Origin of the sequence: Nonomuraea sp. NPDC059023 (genome assembly GCF_042740095.1) — a bacterium.
Lineage (GTDB): Bacteria > Actinomycetota > Actinomycetes > Streptosporangiales > Streptosporangiaceae > Nonomuraea.
In genome coordinates, this window is record NZ_JBHYIO010000002.1 from 397596 (window position 1) to 414135 (window position 16540).

13 protein-coding genes are annotated in these 16540 nt (G+C 71.0%); 7 read left to right on the plus strand and 6 right to left on the minus strand.

The window, feature by feature from the left end:
- Positions 1 to 39 precede the first annotated feature (39 nt).
- Entirely contained in the window at positions 40 to 861 is an 822-nt protein-coding gene (locus tag ACFWYW_RS05180) for a neutral zinc metallopeptidase (protein WP_379613877.1), read from the minus strand.
- Positions 862 to 999: 138 nt separating this feature from the next.
- Here ACFWYW_RS05180 and dxs point away from each other — a divergent pair, with 138 nt between their 5' ends.
- Positions 1000 to 2898 (plus strand): 1-deoxy-D-xylulose-5-phosphate synthase, encoded by a 1899-nt coding sequence (gene dxs / locus ACFWYW_RS05185; protein WP_379613875.1) that lies wholly within the window; start codon positions 1000 to 1002, stop codon positions 2896 to 2898.
- 239 nt (positions 2899 to 3137) lie between these two features.
- On the plus strand, positions 3138 to 4613 hold the full coding sequence (locus ACFWYW_RS05190) for an amino acid permease (RefSeq protein ID WP_379613873.1): 1476 nt from the start codon (positions 3138 to 3140) through the stop codon (positions 4611 to 4613).
- Between the two features lie 41 nt (positions 4614 to 4654).
- Here ACFWYW_RS05190 and ACFWYW_RS05195 read toward each other — a convergent pair whose 3' ends face one another.
- From ACFWYW_RS05195 to ACFWYW_RS05215, 5 genes are all read right to left on the minus strand, one after another.
- Positions 4655 to 5029 (minus strand): SSI family serine proteinase inhibitor, encoded by a 375-nt coding sequence (locus ACFWYW_RS05195; RefSeq protein WP_379613871.1) that lies wholly within the window; start codon positions 5027 to 5029, stop codon positions 4655 to 4657.
- Positions 5030 to 5117: 88 nt separating this feature from the next.
- Positions 5118 to 7190 carry a 3-hydroxyacyl-CoA dehydrogenase NAD-binding domain-containing protein gene (locus tag ACFWYW_RS05200; protein ID WP_379613869.1) on the minus strand — a complete coding sequence of 691 codons (2073 nt, stop codon included), beginning with the start codon at positions 7188 to 7190 and terminating at the stop codon, positions 5118 to 5120.
- Positions 7187 to 8344: a thiolase family protein gene (locus ACFWYW_RS05205; protein WP_379613941.1), complete on the minus strand. Its 1158-nt coding sequence runs from the start codon at positions 8342 to 8344 to the stop codon at positions 7187 to 7189. Before ACFWYW_RS05205 ends, ACFWYW_RS05200 begins: the two co-directional genes overlap by 4 nt.
- A gap of 60 nt (positions 8345 to 8404) precedes the next feature.
- Complete coding sequence (locus tag ACFWYW_RS05210) at positions 8405 to 9292, minus strand: hypothetical protein (RefSeq protein ID WP_379613867.1); 888 nt, start codon at positions 9290 to 9292, stop codon at positions 8405 to 8407.
- A gap of 45 nt (positions 9293 to 9337) precedes the next feature.
- Positions 9338 to 9649 (minus strand): ArsR/SmtB family transcription factor, encoded by a 312-nt coding sequence (locus ACFWYW_RS05215; protein WP_379613865.1) that lies wholly within the window; start codon positions 9647 to 9649, stop codon positions 9338 to 9340.
- A 160-nt stretch (positions 9650 to 9809) separates the two neighbouring features.
- On the opposite strand from ACFWYW_RS05215, the gene ACFWYW_RS05220 reads away from it, so the two are divergent.
- From ACFWYW_RS05220 to ACFWYW_RS05240, 5 genes are all read left to right on the plus strand, one after another.
- Positions 9810 to 11249 (plus strand): FAD-dependent monooxygenase, encoded by a 1440-nt coding sequence (locus ACFWYW_RS05220; RefSeq protein ID WP_379613863.1) that lies wholly within the window; start codon positions 9810 to 9812, stop codon positions 11247 to 11249.
- An 81-nt stretch (positions 11250 to 11330) separates the two neighbouring features.
- A complete protein-coding gene (locus ACFWYW_RS05225) occupies positions 11331 to 12545 on the plus strand; it encodes a hypothetical protein (RefSeq protein ID WP_379613861.1) in 1215 nt (404 codons plus the stop codon).
- A gap of 657 nt (positions 12546 to 13202) precedes the next feature.
- Complete coding sequence (locus ACFWYW_RS05230; RefSeq protein ID WP_379613859.1) at positions 13203 to 14192, plus strand: LacI family DNA-binding transcriptional regulator; 990 nt, start codon at positions 13203 to 13205, stop codon at positions 14190 to 14192.
- A gap of 108 nt (positions 14193 to 14300) precedes the next feature.
- Positions 14301 to 15074: a sugar phosphate isomerase/epimerase family protein gene (locus tag ACFWYW_RS05235; protein WP_379613857.1), complete on the plus strand. Its 774-nt coding sequence runs from the start codon at positions 14301 to 14303 to the stop codon at positions 15072 to 15074.
- A gap of 269 nt (positions 15075 to 15343) precedes the next feature.
- A complete protein-coding gene (locus ACFWYW_RS05240) occupies positions 15344 to 16237 on the plus strand; it encodes an alkaline phosphatase family protein (RefSeq protein WP_379613855.1) in 894 nt (297 codons plus the stop codon).
- Positions 16238 to 16540: the final 303 nt, after the last annotated feature.

Genomic DNA, 16540 nt, shown 5'->3' on the forward strand with positions numbered 1-16540 from the left:
GCACGGGCCGCAATGTCATGATATTTCGGGCCTAGCAGGCTAGGCGACGTAGCGGGCGGAGACCTTCCACGTGTTGCACGAGCCCACCTGGCCGGAGTTGAAGCCCCGGTTCATCCAGGCCGCCTGCGAGGAGCCCTTTCCGTGGTCGTTCTGAGCCCAGGCCTTGTGGCCGTTCTTGCGGAACCACTCGACCGTGTGGTCCCACTCGTCCGGGTTGACGGGCAGGGTGTCGGCCACGGTGTTCATGAAGACCGCGGAGAAGCACTCGGCCTGAAGCTCCGAGCGGCGCGACAGCTGCAGCTGCATCGACTTGCCCGAGCTGTTGCGGGCCGCCCAGTAGTAGTTCCAGATGCCGGAGATCTGCTGGACGTGGTGACCGTACTCGTGCGCCATCAGGCGGGTGATGCCCAGGGCGTACGGGTTGCGGAGCTGCGTCTTGGTGATCAGCATGTACATCGTGCGGTCGCCCGAGCAGTAGAGGCCGTCGGCCCCCGAGCTCCACGGGCCGCAGGCGGTGCGGACCTTCTTGGTGATGATCCGCAGGCGCGGCTTGCTGAACGACAGGCCCGCCTTGCGGAACTGGCTGCTCCAGGAGGCGTTCAGGCAGTTGGTGACGCGCTGCAGGAAGCGCTTGTAGGCGGCGGTGCTGCCACGGGGCAGGCTGCCGGGGGAACAGTTGGAGTCGGCGAGCCGACCGGTCCGGTAGAGCGGGTTCGCCGTCGCGGCTGCTTTGCCACGGGGCGGCGCTGCCTGCTGCAGCTGCGCCCCCTGGTTGGCGGGCTTCGCTTCGGCGGTCGCCGTACCCACGCCCGCCAGAGCAAGCACCAGCCCAGCGGCCACGAGTGACGAGAGTTTCCTCATGGGGAGAGTGTTCATAGTGAGGGAAAGACTAGGTCAAGATCGGACAAATGTGGGCTGATTTGACTCGATGCAGTCAGCGCCGGGGGCACGAACTAGACTCGTGCGCAGTGGCGAGCACGAGCAGGAGGGGCTGATTCCGTGAGCGGGCTGCTGAGCTCAATCAAGGGACCGGAGGACGTCAGAAGGCTCGGGGCGGCGCAGTTGCCGAGGCTCGCGGGGGAGATCCGCGACCAGCTCGTCGACTCGTGCGCGCGCTTCGGCGGACACCTGGGTCCCAACCTGGGTGTCGTGGAACTCACGATCGCTTTGCACCGGGTCTTCGACTCCCCGCGCGACCCGATCATCTGGGACACCGGCCACCAGGCGTATGTCCACAAACTGCTCACCGGCCGCCTCGCGGGCTTCGAGGCGCTCAAGCAGGAGGGCGGCCTGTCCGGCTACCCGAGCCAGGCCGAGTCCGAGCACGACTTCGTCGAGAACTCCCACGCCTCCACCGCGCTGTCCTACGCCGACGGCCTCGGCAAGGCGTTCAAGCTGCGCGGCGAGCGCGATCGCAGGGTCGTGGCGATCATCGGCGACGGCGCCCTGACCGGCGGCATGGCCTGGGAGGCGCTCAACAACATCGCCGCGATCAAGGACCTCCCGGTCGTCATCGTGGTCAACGACAACGGCCGCTCCTACTCGCCGACCATCGGCGGGCTCGCCTCCCACCTGTCCTCGCTGCGCGTCAACCGCCGCTACGAGGACATGCTGGAGTTCGTCAAGGACAAGATCGGGAACGTTCCCGTCCTCTACGACGCCCTGCACGGCATCAAGAAGGGCGTCAAGGACGTCATCGCCCCGCAGGTGATGTTCGAGGACCTCGGCCTGAAGTACCTGGGCCCCATCGACGGCCACGACGAGCAGGCCATGGAGGCCGCGCTGCGCAAGGCGCGCGACTTCGGCGGCCCGGTCATCGTCCACGCGCTGACCCAGAAGGGCCGCGGCTACTCCCCGGCGGAGAACCACGACGAGGACCAGATGCACGGCCCCGGCGCCTTCGACAAGTCGACCGGCCTGGAGAAGCCCAAGCCCCGTATCTGGACCGACGTGTTCAGCGAGGAGATGGTCAAGCTCGGCCGCGAGCGCTCCGACATCGTCGGCATCACCGCCGCCATGCTCCACCCGGTGGGCCTGGCCGCCTTCGCCGAGGCGTACCCCGAGCGCATCTACGACGTCGGCATCGCCGAGCAGCACGCCCTGACCAGCGCCGCCGGACTGGCGCTCGGCGGGATGCACCCGGTGTTCGCCGTGTACGCCACCTTCCTCAACCGCGGCTTCGACCAGTTGCTGATGGACGTCGCCCTGCACAAGCTGCCGGTCACCCTGGTGCTCGACCGCGCGGGCGTCACCGGCGACGACGGGGCCAGCCACAACGGCATGTGGGACCTGTCCATCATGCAGGTCGTCCCCGGCCTGCGGATCGCGGTGCCGCGCGACGGCGAGCGCATCGTCGAACTGCTGCGCGAGGCCGTCGCCACCACGGACGGCCCGACCGTGCTGCGCTACCCGAAGGGCGCGCTCGCCGAGACGATCGACCCGGTCGGCAGGCTGGGCGAGATGGACCTCCTGCGGGTGGCCGACTCGGACGAGCCCGACGTGCTGCTGGTCGGCGTGGGCCCGATGGCGCACATCTGCATGGACGCGGCCAAGCTGCTCGACGCCCAGGGCATCACCGCCACGGTCGTCGACCCGCGCTGGGTCAAGCCGCTCGACGAGGCCCTGGTGGTGGCGGCGGGAGCCCACAAGCTGGTGGCCGTGGTCGAGGACAACGGCAAGGTCGGCGGCGTGGGCGACGCGGTCTCGCGGCTGCTGCGCGAGGCCGACGTGGACGTGCCCGTCCGCTCCTACGGCATCCCGCAGCGCTTCCTCGACCACGCCAAGCGCGCCAAGATCCTCGGTCAGATCGGGCTGACCGGACAAGACCTGGCCCGCGAGATCACCGAGGCGATCGCCAAGCGCGGCGCCCCCATCGAAAGCCCGACCACCAGCAACTGACGCCGGGCGCCACCGCTGACCCAAGCGCCGCCGTGCCACCCCGCACGGCGGCGCTCGGGGCATCCCACGGTTTCGCAGGGCCACCCGCACGGCGGCGTCCACCCCTCTGCCCTCCCGGTCCCCGGGCGCCTGCTGAGGTGTATGTGTTGTCCGGAAAGTCCCTGGTCGGCGGGGGATCGGCGCTGTTCGTGATGGGCGGGGGAAGGCATGACAGCGGGGTAAACGGGCACTGACTGATCGTGGATATCTTTCGCACCAAGAGCGTCGAGCAGTCGATCCAGGACACGGAGGCGCCGGAGCACCGGCTGAGAAAGCGCCTGACCGCCACCGACCTCACGGTCTTCGGCATCGGCGTGATCGTCGGCACCGGCATCTTCGTGCTCACGGGCCAGGTGGCCAAGCAGACCGCGGGACCCGCGGTGGCCCTGTCCTTCATCGTGGCCGCCGTCGTGTGCGGGCTGGCCGCGCTCTGCTACGCCGAGTTCGCCTCCACGCTGCCCGTGGCGGGTTCGGCGTACACGTTCTCCTTCGCCACGCTGGGCGAGTTCCCCGCCTGGGTGATCGGCTGGGACCTGATGCTGGAGATGGCGCTGGCCGCGGCCGTGGTGGCGGTCGGCTGGTCGGGGTACTTCGCCTCGCTGCTGCAGTCGATCGGGCTCACCCTGCCGGGCTGGATGGCGGGCGACAGCCCGGTGGTCAACGTGCCGGCGATGGTGATCGTGCTGATCCTGACCGCGATCCTGGTGGCCGGCATCAAGCTGTCCTCGCGGGTCAACCTGATCATCGTGATCATCAAGGTGGCGGTGATCCTGCTGGTCATCGTGGCGGGGCTGTTCTTCGTCAACGCGGCCAACTACACGCCGTTCATCCCCGACCCGATCTCCACACCGGCAGTCGAGGGACTGAAGGCGCCGCTCATCCAGGTGCTGTTCGGCATCACGCCGGTGGCCTTCGGCGTGATCGGCATCTTCTCGGCGGCCGCGATCGTGTTCTTCGCGTTCATCGGCTTCGACATCGTGGCGACCGCCGCGGAGGAGACCATCCAGCCGCAGCGCGACCTGCCGCGCGGCATCATCGGCTCGCTGGTCGTCTGCACGGTGCTGTACGTGGCGGTCTCGCTGGTCGTGGTCGGCATGCAGCCCTACAGCGAGCTCAGCACGCGGGCGCCGCTCGCCGATGCGTTCACCGCCGTGGGCCAGAACTGGGCAGCCGCGCTGATCAGCATCGGCGCCATCGCCGGTCTCACCACCGTGGTGATGATTCTCATGCTGGGGCAGAGCCGGGTGCTGTTCGCGATGTGCCGTGACGGCCTGCTGCCGCGTGGCCTGGCGAAGGTCCATCCGAAGTACGGCACGCCCGCCCGCCTCACGGTCATCATCGGCGTGGTGACGGCGCTGCTGGCCGGGTTCATCTCCCTCGGCGCGCTGGCCGAACTGGTGAACATCGGCACGCTCTTCGCGTTCGTCGTCGTCTCGATCGGCGTGATCATCCTGCGCCGGACCCGCCCGGACCTGCACCGCGCCTTCCGCACGCCGCTGGTCCCGCTGCTGCCGATCCTGTCGGTGCTGGCCTGCCTCTACCTGATGCTCAACCTGCCGGTGGAGACGTGGCTGCGCTTCCTGATCTGGATGGTGATCGGCGCCGCCCTCTATTTCCTGTACGGCTACCGCCACAGCCGCGCCCAGCGCCTGCCCACGGGGATCAAGCCCCACTGACCGGCCCGGGGCCGTGCTCGCGTGGCACGGCCCCGCCTCACTCACCAGGTGTAGACGGCCCGCCCCGCGGCCTTCATCAGGCAGCCGTTGCCGAACGTGCGGGTGAAGGCGACCTTCTTGCCCCGCCACGTGCCCGCGACCCTGACCTTGTGCGGCATGTACTCCTTGGTGCAGATGGCCCGGTCGTTCTTGAGCCTGGCCGGGTTGCCCTTGACCGAGCGCAGCAGCCGGCAGGCCGCCCGCGGCGACGGATGGTTCCCGCCGTCCCGGTCGCAGGTCAGCCGGACGGCCTTGGTGGTGTCCCCCGTGGTGACGCTGATCTTCAACGTCGCGCGGGGCCGTTGCGAGGCGGCCGCCGGGGCGGCGTTCCCCAGCATCACGGCACCGGCCAGCACGACGAGCGCGAGCGTCTTCACATGTGTTCCCTTCCTCGGACGGGCAAGGTCACACACGCTACTTCTTCCCGGAGTGGAAGGGCCCCGTGCCACGAGGCCCTTCCCTCGCTCACGGCACGGAGGCGACGCCGGGCTCCAGGAAGCGGGGCTGGGAGACGCCCGCCCTGTCCAGGTACGGCGTGACGCCACCCAGATGGAACGGCCAGCCCGCGCCCAGGATCATGCACAGGTCGATGTCCTGGGCGGCGGCCACCACGCCCTCCTCCAGCATGAGCCGGATCTCCTCCGACAGGGCCGACAGGACGCGCTGCCGTACCTCCTGCGCGGTGGAGGGACGGGTGCCGCCCGCGAACAGCGCCACGGCCTCGGGGTCGAGCGAGAAGTCGGGCGCGTAGACGCCCGGCTTGCCCGAGGCGACGAGCTTGGCCATGTTGGCGCTGACGCCGAACCGCTCGGGGAAGGCGGCGTGCAGCGTCTCCGACACGTGGTGGCCGACGGCGGGACCGACGAGCTGCAGCAGCGCGAACGGCGACATCGGCAGGCCCAGGTCGTCCAGGGAGTGCTCGGCGACCTCCAGCGGCGTCCCCTCGTCCACGGCGGCGATGACCTCGCCCATGAAGCGGGTCAGCAGCCGGTTGACCACGAACGCGGGCGCGTCCTTGACCAGCACCGACGACTTGCGCAGCGACTTGCCGACCGCGAAGGCGGTGGCCAGGGTCGCGTCCGAGGTGCCGGCGCCGCGGATGATCTCCAGGAGTGGCATGACCGCGACCGGGTTGAAGAAGTGGAAGCCGACCAGCCGCTCGGGGTGCCGCAGCTCGGCGCCCATCTCGCTCAGCGACAGCGAGGAGGTGTTGGTGGCCAGCACGCACTCGGCGGAGACGTGCGCCTCGACCTCGGCGAACACCTTCTTCTTGACCGCCATGTCCTCGAAGACGGCCTCGATGACGAAGTCGGCGTCGGCGAAGGCGTCCTTGGTGAGGGAGCCGGTGACCAGGGCCTTGAGGCGGTTGGCCTGGTCGCCGGAGATCCGGCCCTTCGCCAGGAGCTTGCCGACCTCGGCGTGGACGTAGCCGACGCCCTTGTCGAGCCTGGCCTGGTCGAGGTCGGTCAGCACGACCGGCACCTCCAGGCGGCGGGCGAACAGCAGCGCCATCTGCGAGGCCATCAGACCGGCGCCGACGACGCCGACCTTGGTGACCTTGCGGGCCAGCGACGTGTCCGGCGCGCCCGCGGGCTTCTTGGCGCGGCGCTGGACGAGGTCGAAGGCGTAGAGGCCGGCCCGCAGCTCGTCGCCCATGAGGAGGTCGGCCAGGGCCTCGTCCTCGGCGGCGAAGCCCTCGTCGCGGGTGGCGGTGCGGGCCAGGGCGACGAGGTCGAGGGCCCGGTAGGGGGCGGGGGAGGCGCCGCGCAGCTTCATGTCGACGAGGAAGCGGGCGTCGTTGACGGCCTTCTCCCAGTCGGCATCCGGATATGTCGCGCGTTCGATGGAAATTTCGCCCTTGAGGACCTTGGATGCCCAGCGGAGCGACTCCTCCAGGAAGTCGGCCGGCTCGAACATCGCGTCGCCCACCCCGAGCTCGAACGCGTCGCGGCCCTTGAGCATGCGGTTCTGCGACAGCGGGTTCTCGATGATGAGCTTGAGCGCCGCGGCCGGGCCGATCAGGCGGGGCAGCAGCTGCGTGCCGCCCCAGCCGGGCACCAGGCCGAGGAAACACTCCGGCAGGGCCAGCGCGGGCACCCCGGAGGAAAGGGTCCGGTACGTGCAATGGAGCGCGATCTCCAGGCCGCCGCCCATGGCCGCGCCGTTCACGAACGCGAACGACGGCACCGGCAGTTCGCCCAGCCGCCGGAACACCTCGTGCCCCAGCCGGCCGATCTCCAGAGCCTCCTCGCGCGCGCCGACCAGCGCCGCGCCCTTGAGGTCCGCGCCGACCCCGAAGATGAACGGCTTGCCGGTCACCCCCACCGCGGCCAGATCGGTACGCGCCGCGATCCCGTCCAGCGCCGCGCCGAGCGAGGTCAGCCCGCCGGGCCCGAACGTGTTCGGCTTGGTGTGGTCGAACCCGTTGTCCAGGGTGACCAGCGCCATGGTCCCGGCGCCGCCGGGCAGCTCGACGTCGCGTACCAGCGCCTTGGTGACGACCTCGTCCTTGAACAGCTCCGTCACGTTCACGCTCATGCGAGGTTCTCCCAGATCACGGTGCCGCCCATGCCCATGCCGACGCACATGGTGGTGATGCCGTAGCGGACGTCGGGCCGCTCGGCGAACTGGCGGGCGAGCTGCGTCATCAGCCGCACGCCCGAGGAGGCCAGCGGGTGGCCGAAGGCGATGGCGCCGCCGTAGGGGTTGACCTTGTCCTCGTCGATCCCGAAGTGGTCGAGGAAGGCCAGCACCTGCACGGCGAAGGCCTCGTTGATCTCGAACAGCCCGATGTCGGAGACGTTCAGACCGGCCAGGCGCAGGGCGCGCTCGGTCGACGGGATCGGGCCCACGCCCATCACCTCGGGGTCCACGCCCGCGAAGGCGTAGGAGACCAGGCGCATCTTCGCGTCCAGGCCGAGCTCCTCGGCGACGTCCGCGGCGGCCACGACGCAGCCGGTGGCGCCGTCGTTGATGCCCGAGGAGTTGCCCGCCGTGACCCGGCCGTGCGAGCGGAAGGGCGTCTTCAGCGCCGCGAGCGCCTCGACGGTCGTGCCGGGCCGCGGAGCCTCATCCTGTACGGCCAGCCCCCAGCCCTTCTCCGCCGTCCGGATCGCGGTCGGCACCAGGTCCGGCTGGATCTTGCCGTCGGCGTAGGCCTTGGCCGCCTTCTCCTGCGACAGCGCCGCGTAGGCGTCGGCACGCTCCTTGGAGATCTCCGGGTAGCGATCGTGGAGGTTCTCGGCGGTCATGCCCATGACCAGGGCGCTGCCGTCCACGAGCTTCTCCGACAGGAAGCGGGGGTTGGGGTCGACGCCCTCGCCCATCGGGTGGCGGCCCATGTGCTCGACGCCGCCGGCGATGGCCACATCGTAGGCGCCGAACGCGATGCCGCCCGCGACCGAGGTCACCGCGGTCATCGCGCCCGCGCACATGCGGTCGATGGCGTAGCCCGGCACGCTCTTGGGCAGCCCGGCCAGCACGGCGGCGGAACGCCCGATGGTCAGGCCCTGGTCGCCGATCTGGGTGGTGGCCGCGATCGCGACCTCGTCCACCCGCTCGGGCGGGAGATTGGGGTTACGGCGGATCAGCTCGCGGATGACGCGGACGACCATGTCGTCCGCGCGGGTCTCCGCGTACAGTCCCTTCGGCCCTGACCTGCCGAAAGGCGTGCGCACGCCGTCGACGAACACGACGTCACGAGAGGAAGGCACGGATTCGCTCCTCGTTGCTGGACAGCTTCCGTGCCTATGCTACTCGCCAGTAACTACTCCGCAGACGAGGGCGGTGAGCAGGAGCGCGCCTACCGTGAGGGCGGCGGGCTCCCACAGATGCGCCCGGCCGCCGAGCAGGGCGATCACGGCCAGTGTGGTGACGGTCCAGGTGATCGCGGGGCGTCTTGCGGTCCTGATCGTCGCTTTCATCCGGTACGGCTTCGCCCTTTCCGTTGCCGATGCCGTTGCTGTCGGCGTCGGCGTCGTGAAGGGCAGGGTTGGGGCGTCGGGTGTGGTGGGGCCGCCGGGATGTGGGGTCTGGGTGCGGGGCTGGTTCGGGTCGGCGGGGTGTCTGGCGTTGTCCGGGTCCCAGGGGTCGCCCGGGGAGTGGCCGGAGCGGGCTATGCCGGCCAGGGTGGACAGGGCGCCTCTGGCCCACCAGGTGGCGAAGAAGACGGCGGCCACGTAACCCGCCAGCGTGAGGAGTTCGACGGCGCGGGTCAGGGTGTCGGCCGTGCCGTACAGGCCGGACTCGCGGAACAGGCGCGGCACCGTGTAGCCGAGCAGCAGCGTCACGGCCCAGCACGCGGCCACCCCGAGACGGCTCAGCGCGCGGGTGAGCGGGGCGGCGGTGACGGCGTAGAGCTCCAGCTCGCGCCGCCGCACCCGGCGCATGCGCACGCCCCACACCGCCTGTGTCGCCGCGAGCGCGGGCACGGAGGCCAGGGAGAGCAGGAGCGCCGCTATGGCGTACGGCAGTGTCTCCTCCCTGGTCGCGGCCCGTTCGGCGAGCATCTGGACGGAGGCGGGCAGCGCGATCGAACCGGAGAGCGCGATGAGCGCGAGCCGGCGCGCGGCCCGGGCGTGCGTCCGCAGCCCGGTCACCACCCGTGCGCCGGGGAGGGGGGAAATCTCGGTCGAAAGCATGACGTCATGATGGCGTCACCGAGCGTGTTCGTGCCGGTGAATGGGCTACTCGGATGGAGCCCTAGATCCTTCGTAGACGATCAGGTCGAGGAGGCCGGGGAAGCGGTCGTCGAGGTCCGCGCGGCGGAGCCGGATGAAGAGCTTGCGGCCCTCGGGGCGCTGGCAGATGACGCCGCTCTCGCGCAGCACCCGCCAGTGGGCGGTCAGGGTGGACTTGGGCACATCCGGCAGGATCGAGCCACAGAACTCTTCCTCTTCCGAGGCGGCCAGTTTCCGCACGATCGCGGCGCGGACCGGGTGCCCGATGGCGGCCATCACATCCACCAGGTCGATCTGGTCGCGTGTCGGATGCAACATACGGCCCATTGTACGCATCTCCCGAACAGTGATTTGACAGGCACGGTACGTCCGTACGAGGATTCCGAACTGACAAACGGTGTCCGGCGGGGAGCCCGGGTCGCGAAACCGGGGTGGGGGTTGTGGTGTTCGGGTGGGGGAGTCGGCTGAGGAGGGTCGGATGTACGACGTGGTGATCGTGGGCGGCGGGCCGGTCGGGATGTTGCTGGCCGGGGAGCTGGGGTTGCAGGGGGTGCGGGCGCTGGTGCTGGAGCGGCTGGCCGTACCGACGGGGGAGTCCAAGGCGGGGACGCTGCACGCGCGGACGGCGCAGAGCCTCGACCGGCGCGGACTGCTGGAGGCGGTGGGCAGGGCGAGCTACGGGAGTCTGCGCTTTCACTTCTCCGGGATGTTCGGGCTCGATCTCGGGGCGGTGGCCGGGGACGGGCCGAGCCTGGTGGGGAGCCCGCAGGCGTGGGCGGAGCAGGTGTTCGCGCGCCGGGCGGCGGGGCTGGGGGCGGAGATCCGGCGGGGGCAGGAGGTGACGGGGCTGGTTCAGCACGAGGACCGGGTGGTGGTGACGGCCAATGGGCGGGAGGTGGCGGCGCGGTTCGTGGTGGGGACCGACGGGGCGCGGAGTGCGGTGCGGAAGGCCGCCGGGATCCCGTTCACGGGGACGGGGGCCCGGGTGGCCGCTTTGATGGGGGATGTGCGGCTGGAGGATCCCTACGGGCTTCCTGGCGGCTACCACCGCACGCCCCGTGGCTGGCTGATCGCGTGGGTCAATCCCGCCGGGCATAGCCGGATCACCACCTATGACTTCCGTGCGCCGCACGCCGACCGGGAGGCGCCGGTCACGCTGGAGGAGTTGCGGGAGGCGGCCGAGCACATCGCGGGCGTTCCCGTGCCCATGCGCGATCCGCGCGCCCTTTCCCGGTACGGCGACGCCGCCCTGCAGGCCGAGCGGTACCGGACCGGCCGGGTCCTGCTGGCCGGGGACGCGGCGCACGTGCACTTCCCGTGGGGCGGTCAGGGCCTCAACACCGGGCTGGAGGACGCGGTCAATCTGGGCTGGAAGCTGGCGGCGGAGGTCCGGGGACGGGCGCCGGACGGGCTGCTCGACAGCTACCATGCCGAGCGGCACCCGGTGGCGGCGCGGGTGCTCTGGAACGTCAGGGCCCAGACGGCGCTGGCCAATCCGGATCCGTCGGTGGATCCGCTGCGGGAACTGTTCGCCGAGCTGATGGGCTTCGACGAGGTGAACACCTACCTGAGCGGGATGATCAGCGGCGTCGACACCGCCTACGACGTCGGCGTGCCTGGGGCGGGGCGGATGGCCCCCGATCTGGCGATCAAGACCGAGGACGGCGAGATACGGCTGACAGAGTTGCTGCGCGGCGGGCGACCGTTTCTCCTGGACCTGGCCGGGCGGGACGATCTCGTGGAGGCGGTGTCCGGATGGCCGGTGGAGGTGGTTCGCGGCCGGGCGGAACACGAGGCGGAGGCCCTGCTGATCCGTCCCGACGGTTACGTGGCGTGGACCTCGCGGGCCGGGGTGGACACGCTGGGTGAAGCACTGGGACGCTGGTTCAAACCTGTTACGGACGACTATTTGTGGTGATCGAGTGAAATTTCCGGACAAGAGGTGGTGGAGTCTGTTAGGAAGGTCGCGATCCACACCCGGTAGCTAGAGAGGTACACCGTGTCGCGCGACGAGAAGGACAGACCATTCGAGGACGAGCAGGGCAGGTCGTTAAACCCGGACATGACCGGTGACGTGCTCTCCGACCGGTGGGAGACGGACGCCGCGGACACCGACGAGCAGCCGGCCGTCGTGCTCAGCGAGACCTACCACCTGCCGGGCGACCCGAGCACGCCTGGGGAGCGTTCGGAGACCTACCACCTGCCCGAGCCGGACGCCCTGGTCCACCAGGACATCCTCCTGGACCAGAGCGCCCTCAAGAGCCACACCGACCCGGCCGACCCGCTGGACCTGAACGCCGGCGCCGACCTCGGCCTGGACCGCCCGGCAAGCACCGCCTACGACGCCACGGGCTACGACTCCGGCACGCCCGGCTACGAGCCCGGCACGGGTTATGAGGCTGGCACGGGCTACGAGGCCGGTACGGGTTTCGACCCCGGAGCGGGCTACGAGGCCGGCACGACGGGTTATGAGGCCGGCGCGACGGGACCTGGATACGACGCCGGAGCCGCGGGAGCCGGTTACGACGCCGTGGCGGGGCCCGACGGAGACCGCGACGAGAACGAGCCCGGATACCTGCCGCTGGACAAGTCCTACGAGCGCCCGTTCGGCAGCGATGACGACGAACCGCGCCGGGGCTTCCTCGGTTCGGGCTGGAGCGGTTCCGACGATCAGGATCAGGGGCACGGGGAGGTGCGGCGCCGTACCAAGATGCTGGTCGTCGCGGCGGCGGCCATCGTGGTGATCGGCGTGGGCGCGGGCTGGATGCTGACCGGCTCCGGCTCCGAGCCCTGCACCGGCGCCCAGTGCTCAAGCGCCGGCCAGGTGAGCACCCCGGTGGCCCCGCCCGCCGAGGAGACGGAGGACCCGGCGGACCAGCCCATCGAGGCCACCCCCGAACCCGACATGTCCGAGTCGGTCACCCCGACGCCCACGGTGAGCCGCGCCCGAGCCACCCGCACCCCGGCTCCCCGCGTGACCCCGACCCGCGACAGCGACCCCACCCCCAAGGCGACCTCCAAGGGCACCCGCGCCCCGGACCCCAAGGACCCGGTCACCGACACCGCCAACGACCCCCAGCAACCGCGCGCCACCGAAGCCCCCTCGACCAAGCAGACCACCCAGCCCGCCCAGGCCCCCACCACCTCCGCCCCGGTCCCCGCGCCAACGGAGAGCAAGAGGCCCGGCGGCCTCCTGGACTGGCTGTTCGGCTGACATCTCCCCGGGGCTCGCTTGGCAGGACGAGCCGCGGGGGACCCCACCGCGGGCGGCTCCAGCCGCCCGCCCCGCTGTCTGTTGCGCTGTTGTGCGGCCCGCCGCGTGTGGGCACTGCCTCTGCGGTGTTGTGCGGACCGCGAGGTGTCGTGCCGTGCTGTCGTTGTGCGGGTCGCGGTGTGTTGTGGCGTCTTGTGGGGGCTGCGGTGTGTTGTGGCGTCGCACGGGGGTGCTCTCGGTTGCAGTCCTTTCAACCTCCCATCCACTACGGCACAGCCGCCCCACCGCCACCCGCCGACGTGAGCGTGCGTGTCGCGGGGATCGCTTCTCACGCCGGACGTGGTCCCCGCCGCTACGGCGATGCGGTAACCGGCCGATGGGTCCCCTTGGATGGCCGTTCCCTTGGACACGGCTTGGCTGGCCGGCGGGTTGCCCCTCGGCCGGCTTGGGTTGCCCCTTGGCCGGCTGACGGATCGCCGTAGCGGCGGGGACCACGTCCGACGTGAGAAGCGATCCCCCCGATCGGCGCCCGCGGGCGTCGGTGGGTGGTGGGGGTGCGGCTGGCCGTAATGGATGGTGGTGGTTTTGGGGGTGAGAGTCCGAGGCGCGGGGAGGGGAGAGTCTGGCAGACTGGGAAATCGCTTTCCAGGAGGTGTCGTGGTCACCCTCGAAGATGTGGCGAGGCAGGCGGGTGTTTCGCTGGCGACCGCCTCGCGTGTGCTGAACGGCAGTACCCGCCAGGTGGGCGCCGGGCTGCGTGCCCGCGTCGAGCAGGCCGCCGACGAACTCGGCTACCGGGCCAACATCGCCGCCCAGACCCTTGCCCGCGGTGCCAGCAACGTGATCGGCATCGTGGTGCACGATCTCACCGACCCTTACTTCGCGGCGCTGGCCGACGGGGTCATGCGGGCCGCGGCCGGGGAAGGGCTGCTGGTCATGGTCGGTACCACCCACCGCGACCCCGAGCAGGAGATCGCCTACGTCGCCACGCTCAACGCGCAGCGCGTGCGGGCGGTGCTGCTGGTGGGTTCGCGGCTCGACGACCCCGAGGTCACCGGACGGCTGCGCGCCGAACTCGACCGCTACCTGTCCAGCGGCGGCCGTGTCGCCTGCGTCGGCCAGGACCTGCTCGGCGTCGACACCGTCGCCCCGGCCAACGGGGAGGGGGCGGCGGCGCTGGCGCGTTCGCTGGCGGAGCTGGGGCATCGGCGGTTCGCGGTGCTCGCGGGCCCACCGGGGCTCATGACCGCCGCGGACCGTTGCGCCGGATTCGTCACCGCCCTCGAACAACTCGGACTCCCGCGGCCCCGGATCGTCCACGGCCCGTTCGACCGCGACGGCGGCTACCGGGCGGCGCAGGAGACGGGCGACGCGACCTGCGTGTTCGCGGTGAACGACGTCATGGCCGTGGGCGCTCTTGCCGCCTACAGGGAGCGGGGTGTGCGGGTGCCGGAGGACGTGTCTGTGGCGGGGTTCGACGACATCGCGACCCTGCGCGACCACGCGCCCGCGCTGACGACGGTGCGGCTGCCGCTGGCCGACATGGGTGCGCGCGCCCTGGAACTGGCTCTCACCTCGGCCGACAAGCCCGTGGTCGAGCCGGTCCGCGGCGAGGTGGTCCTGCGCGAAAGCGTCCGTCCCCTCTGATGTCCCCGCCCGTAGTTGCGACCCGGTCTGTGTTTTTGTGCTGGTACGGCGGCGGCTCCGCCGTACTCCCGCGTGTCGCTTGACCCACCACCCCCTTGGGAGAACACAGTGAAACTGTCCGTCAGCACGCTGGGAATGCCGGGCGACAAGCTCGACCGGGCGATCGAGGTGGCCGTGGGACATGGCTGCCAGGGGCTGGAGCTGCGGCTGCACCCCGACACCGGCGTACACGCGGGACTGAGCCGCGACGAGCGCGCGGCGGCGCGCAAGGCGGTCGAGAGCGCGGGTCTGGAAATCTCCGCTCTGGCTGGCTATGTGCGCGTATGTGAGCCAGGTCCCGACGAACCCCTCGTCGACGCGCTCCTCGCCGACCTCAGGCTCGCCGCCGACCTGGGGGCGCCGGGCGTGCGGGTGTTCCCGCGCGGCGGCGACCCGGCCGTGGGCGCGCGCCGCCTCCAGGCAGTCTCGGGTACGGCACGCGAACTCGGCCTGCGCGTCCTCGTCGAAACCCACGACCTGATGGCCACCGGCGTCAAGGTCGCCGAACTCCTGGACGCCGCCGGCTCCCCGGACACCACCGGCGCCCTCTGGGATCTCCTCCACCCGTGGCGCCACGGCGAAGCCCCAGCCGACACCCTGTCCGCCCTGGGCTCGCACCTGGCGTATGTGCAGGTCAAGGATGCGGTGTCGGCCAACGACAGTACGCCGGTGCCGATGTGGTCGGGTTCCGTGCCGCTGGACGAGTGCGGGGATCTGCTCCAGTCGGCGGGGTACGACGGGTGGGTGTCGCTGGAGTGGGAACGCACCTGGTACCCCCAGGTCGCCCCGGTGGAGGACATCCTCCCCGGCGCCGCCGAATGGGTCCGCCGCTACCAGCCCTGACCCACCGGACACCGACCGCCGACCCTCCGCCTACGTGCAGCCGGCCGCTTGGCGCCCAGGTGCCTGCCGGCCGTGGGCCGGGGTGCGGAGGCGGGTGGCCAGGTCGGGCCGCCCGTCGGGATGCCGGCACGGCGGGTCGGGTGGCACGCGTGGGCCCGATGCCGTGGTGGTGGCCCGCGGCTGGTCGGCAGGGTGACGCTGGGGGTGTGAGTGGTGCGCGCGTAGGGTGGCGGCGGCGGTGTGTCGTTGTGGTGGGAGATGGGAGTCGCGTGAAGGACAAGGTGCTTGTCGTCGGCATGGACGGCCTGCGGTTCGACCGGTTGCTGGCGCTGCGTCCCAAGGTGCTGGGGGAACTGCTCGACACCGGCGTGCACGGGACGAGCCTGTTGCCGTATGGGGAGGCCGAGGCTGTCTCCACGGGGGCCAAGGGGGAGGTCGTGCGGCTGGGGGAGCGGGCGATCGCGTCCAGGACCGACTCGGGGCCGGGGTGGTCGTCGATCGCCACCGGGGTGTGGCCGGACAAGCACGGGGTGGTGGATAACAGCTTCACCGCTCCTGAATTCACGAAATATCCGGACTTCCTGACGCGGGCCAAGCGGGCCGACCCCTCCCTGACCACCTCAGCCCTGTTCTCGTGGGCCGCGCTGGCCGAGCACGGGGCGTTCGGGGAGGAGATCGACACCCGCGTGGCCCTGGACGGCTTCGCGATCACCTTCACCGAGGGCGACACGCAGATAGCCGACGCCGCCGAGCGCCACTTCGCCGAGCAGGCGCCCGACCTGGCCTTCGTCTACTTCGGCGACACCGACGAGGTGGCCCACCGCCTGGGCCCCCACTGCCCGGAGTACGCCGACGCCCTCCACGCCCAGGACAACTACCTGGGCCGCGTCCTCACCTCGATCAAGAACCGCCCCTCCTACCCTGCGGAACGCTGGACCATCCTGGTCACCACCGACCACGGCCACCTGGACGAAGGCGGCCACGGAGGGGTCTCTCCCGAGGAACGCACCACATTCGTGATCGCCGCCCGCCTGGGCGAGAACCTCGGCGGCCGCACCCTCCCCGAGGCCCGCCTGGTGGACATCGCCCCCACCGCCCTGGCTCAGCTGGGCATCACCCCCACCCCCGCCTGGAACCTGGACGGCCACCCCCTCCCCCTCTAACCCACCCAGAACCCGCCAACCCACCCGGGAACCCAGAGCGCCTGCCTCCCGGGCTCCAGGGCCCCGCCTCCGCGTGTGGACGCGCCACCCCAGGCCTCGTGCCCGCCAGAGGGCCGCGTGCCGCAGAGGCCCCTGGGTGGGAGCGCGCCACGCGGAGGCACATGGCGCGAAGGTCCCGCGCCGCGAGGAGGCACGTGCCACGAGGGCGGGTGCGCGCTGCGGGGAAGGCGCGTGTCGTCAAGGTCGCGTGCTGTGGGGTGCGGCGTGCTGGTCGTGTCGCATGAGTGGGCGCCTGCTGCGGGG

Coding starts and splice junctions, on each gene's coding strand:
- ACFWYW_RS05210 (WP_379613867.1), bottom strand. CDS start 9,292: ATGCTTTCGACCGAGATTTCCCCCCTCCCCGGCGCACGGGTGGTGACC.
- ACFWYW_RS05180 (WP_379613877.1), bottom strand. CDS start 861: ATGAGGAAACTCTCGTCACTCGTGGCCGCTGGGCTGGTGCTTGCTCTG.
- ACFWYW_RS05200 (WP_379613869.1), bottom strand. CDS start 7,190: ATGAGCGTGAACGTGACGGAGCTGTTCAAGGACGAGGTCGTCACCAAG.
- ACFWYW_RS05220 (WP_379613863.1), top strand. CDS start 9,810: ATGTACGACGTGGTGATCGTGGGCGGCGGGCCGGTCGGGATGTTGCTG.
- ACFWYW_RS05215 (WP_379613865.1), bottom strand. CDS start 9,649: ATGTTGCATCCGACACGCGACCAGATCGACCTGGTGGATGTGATGGCC.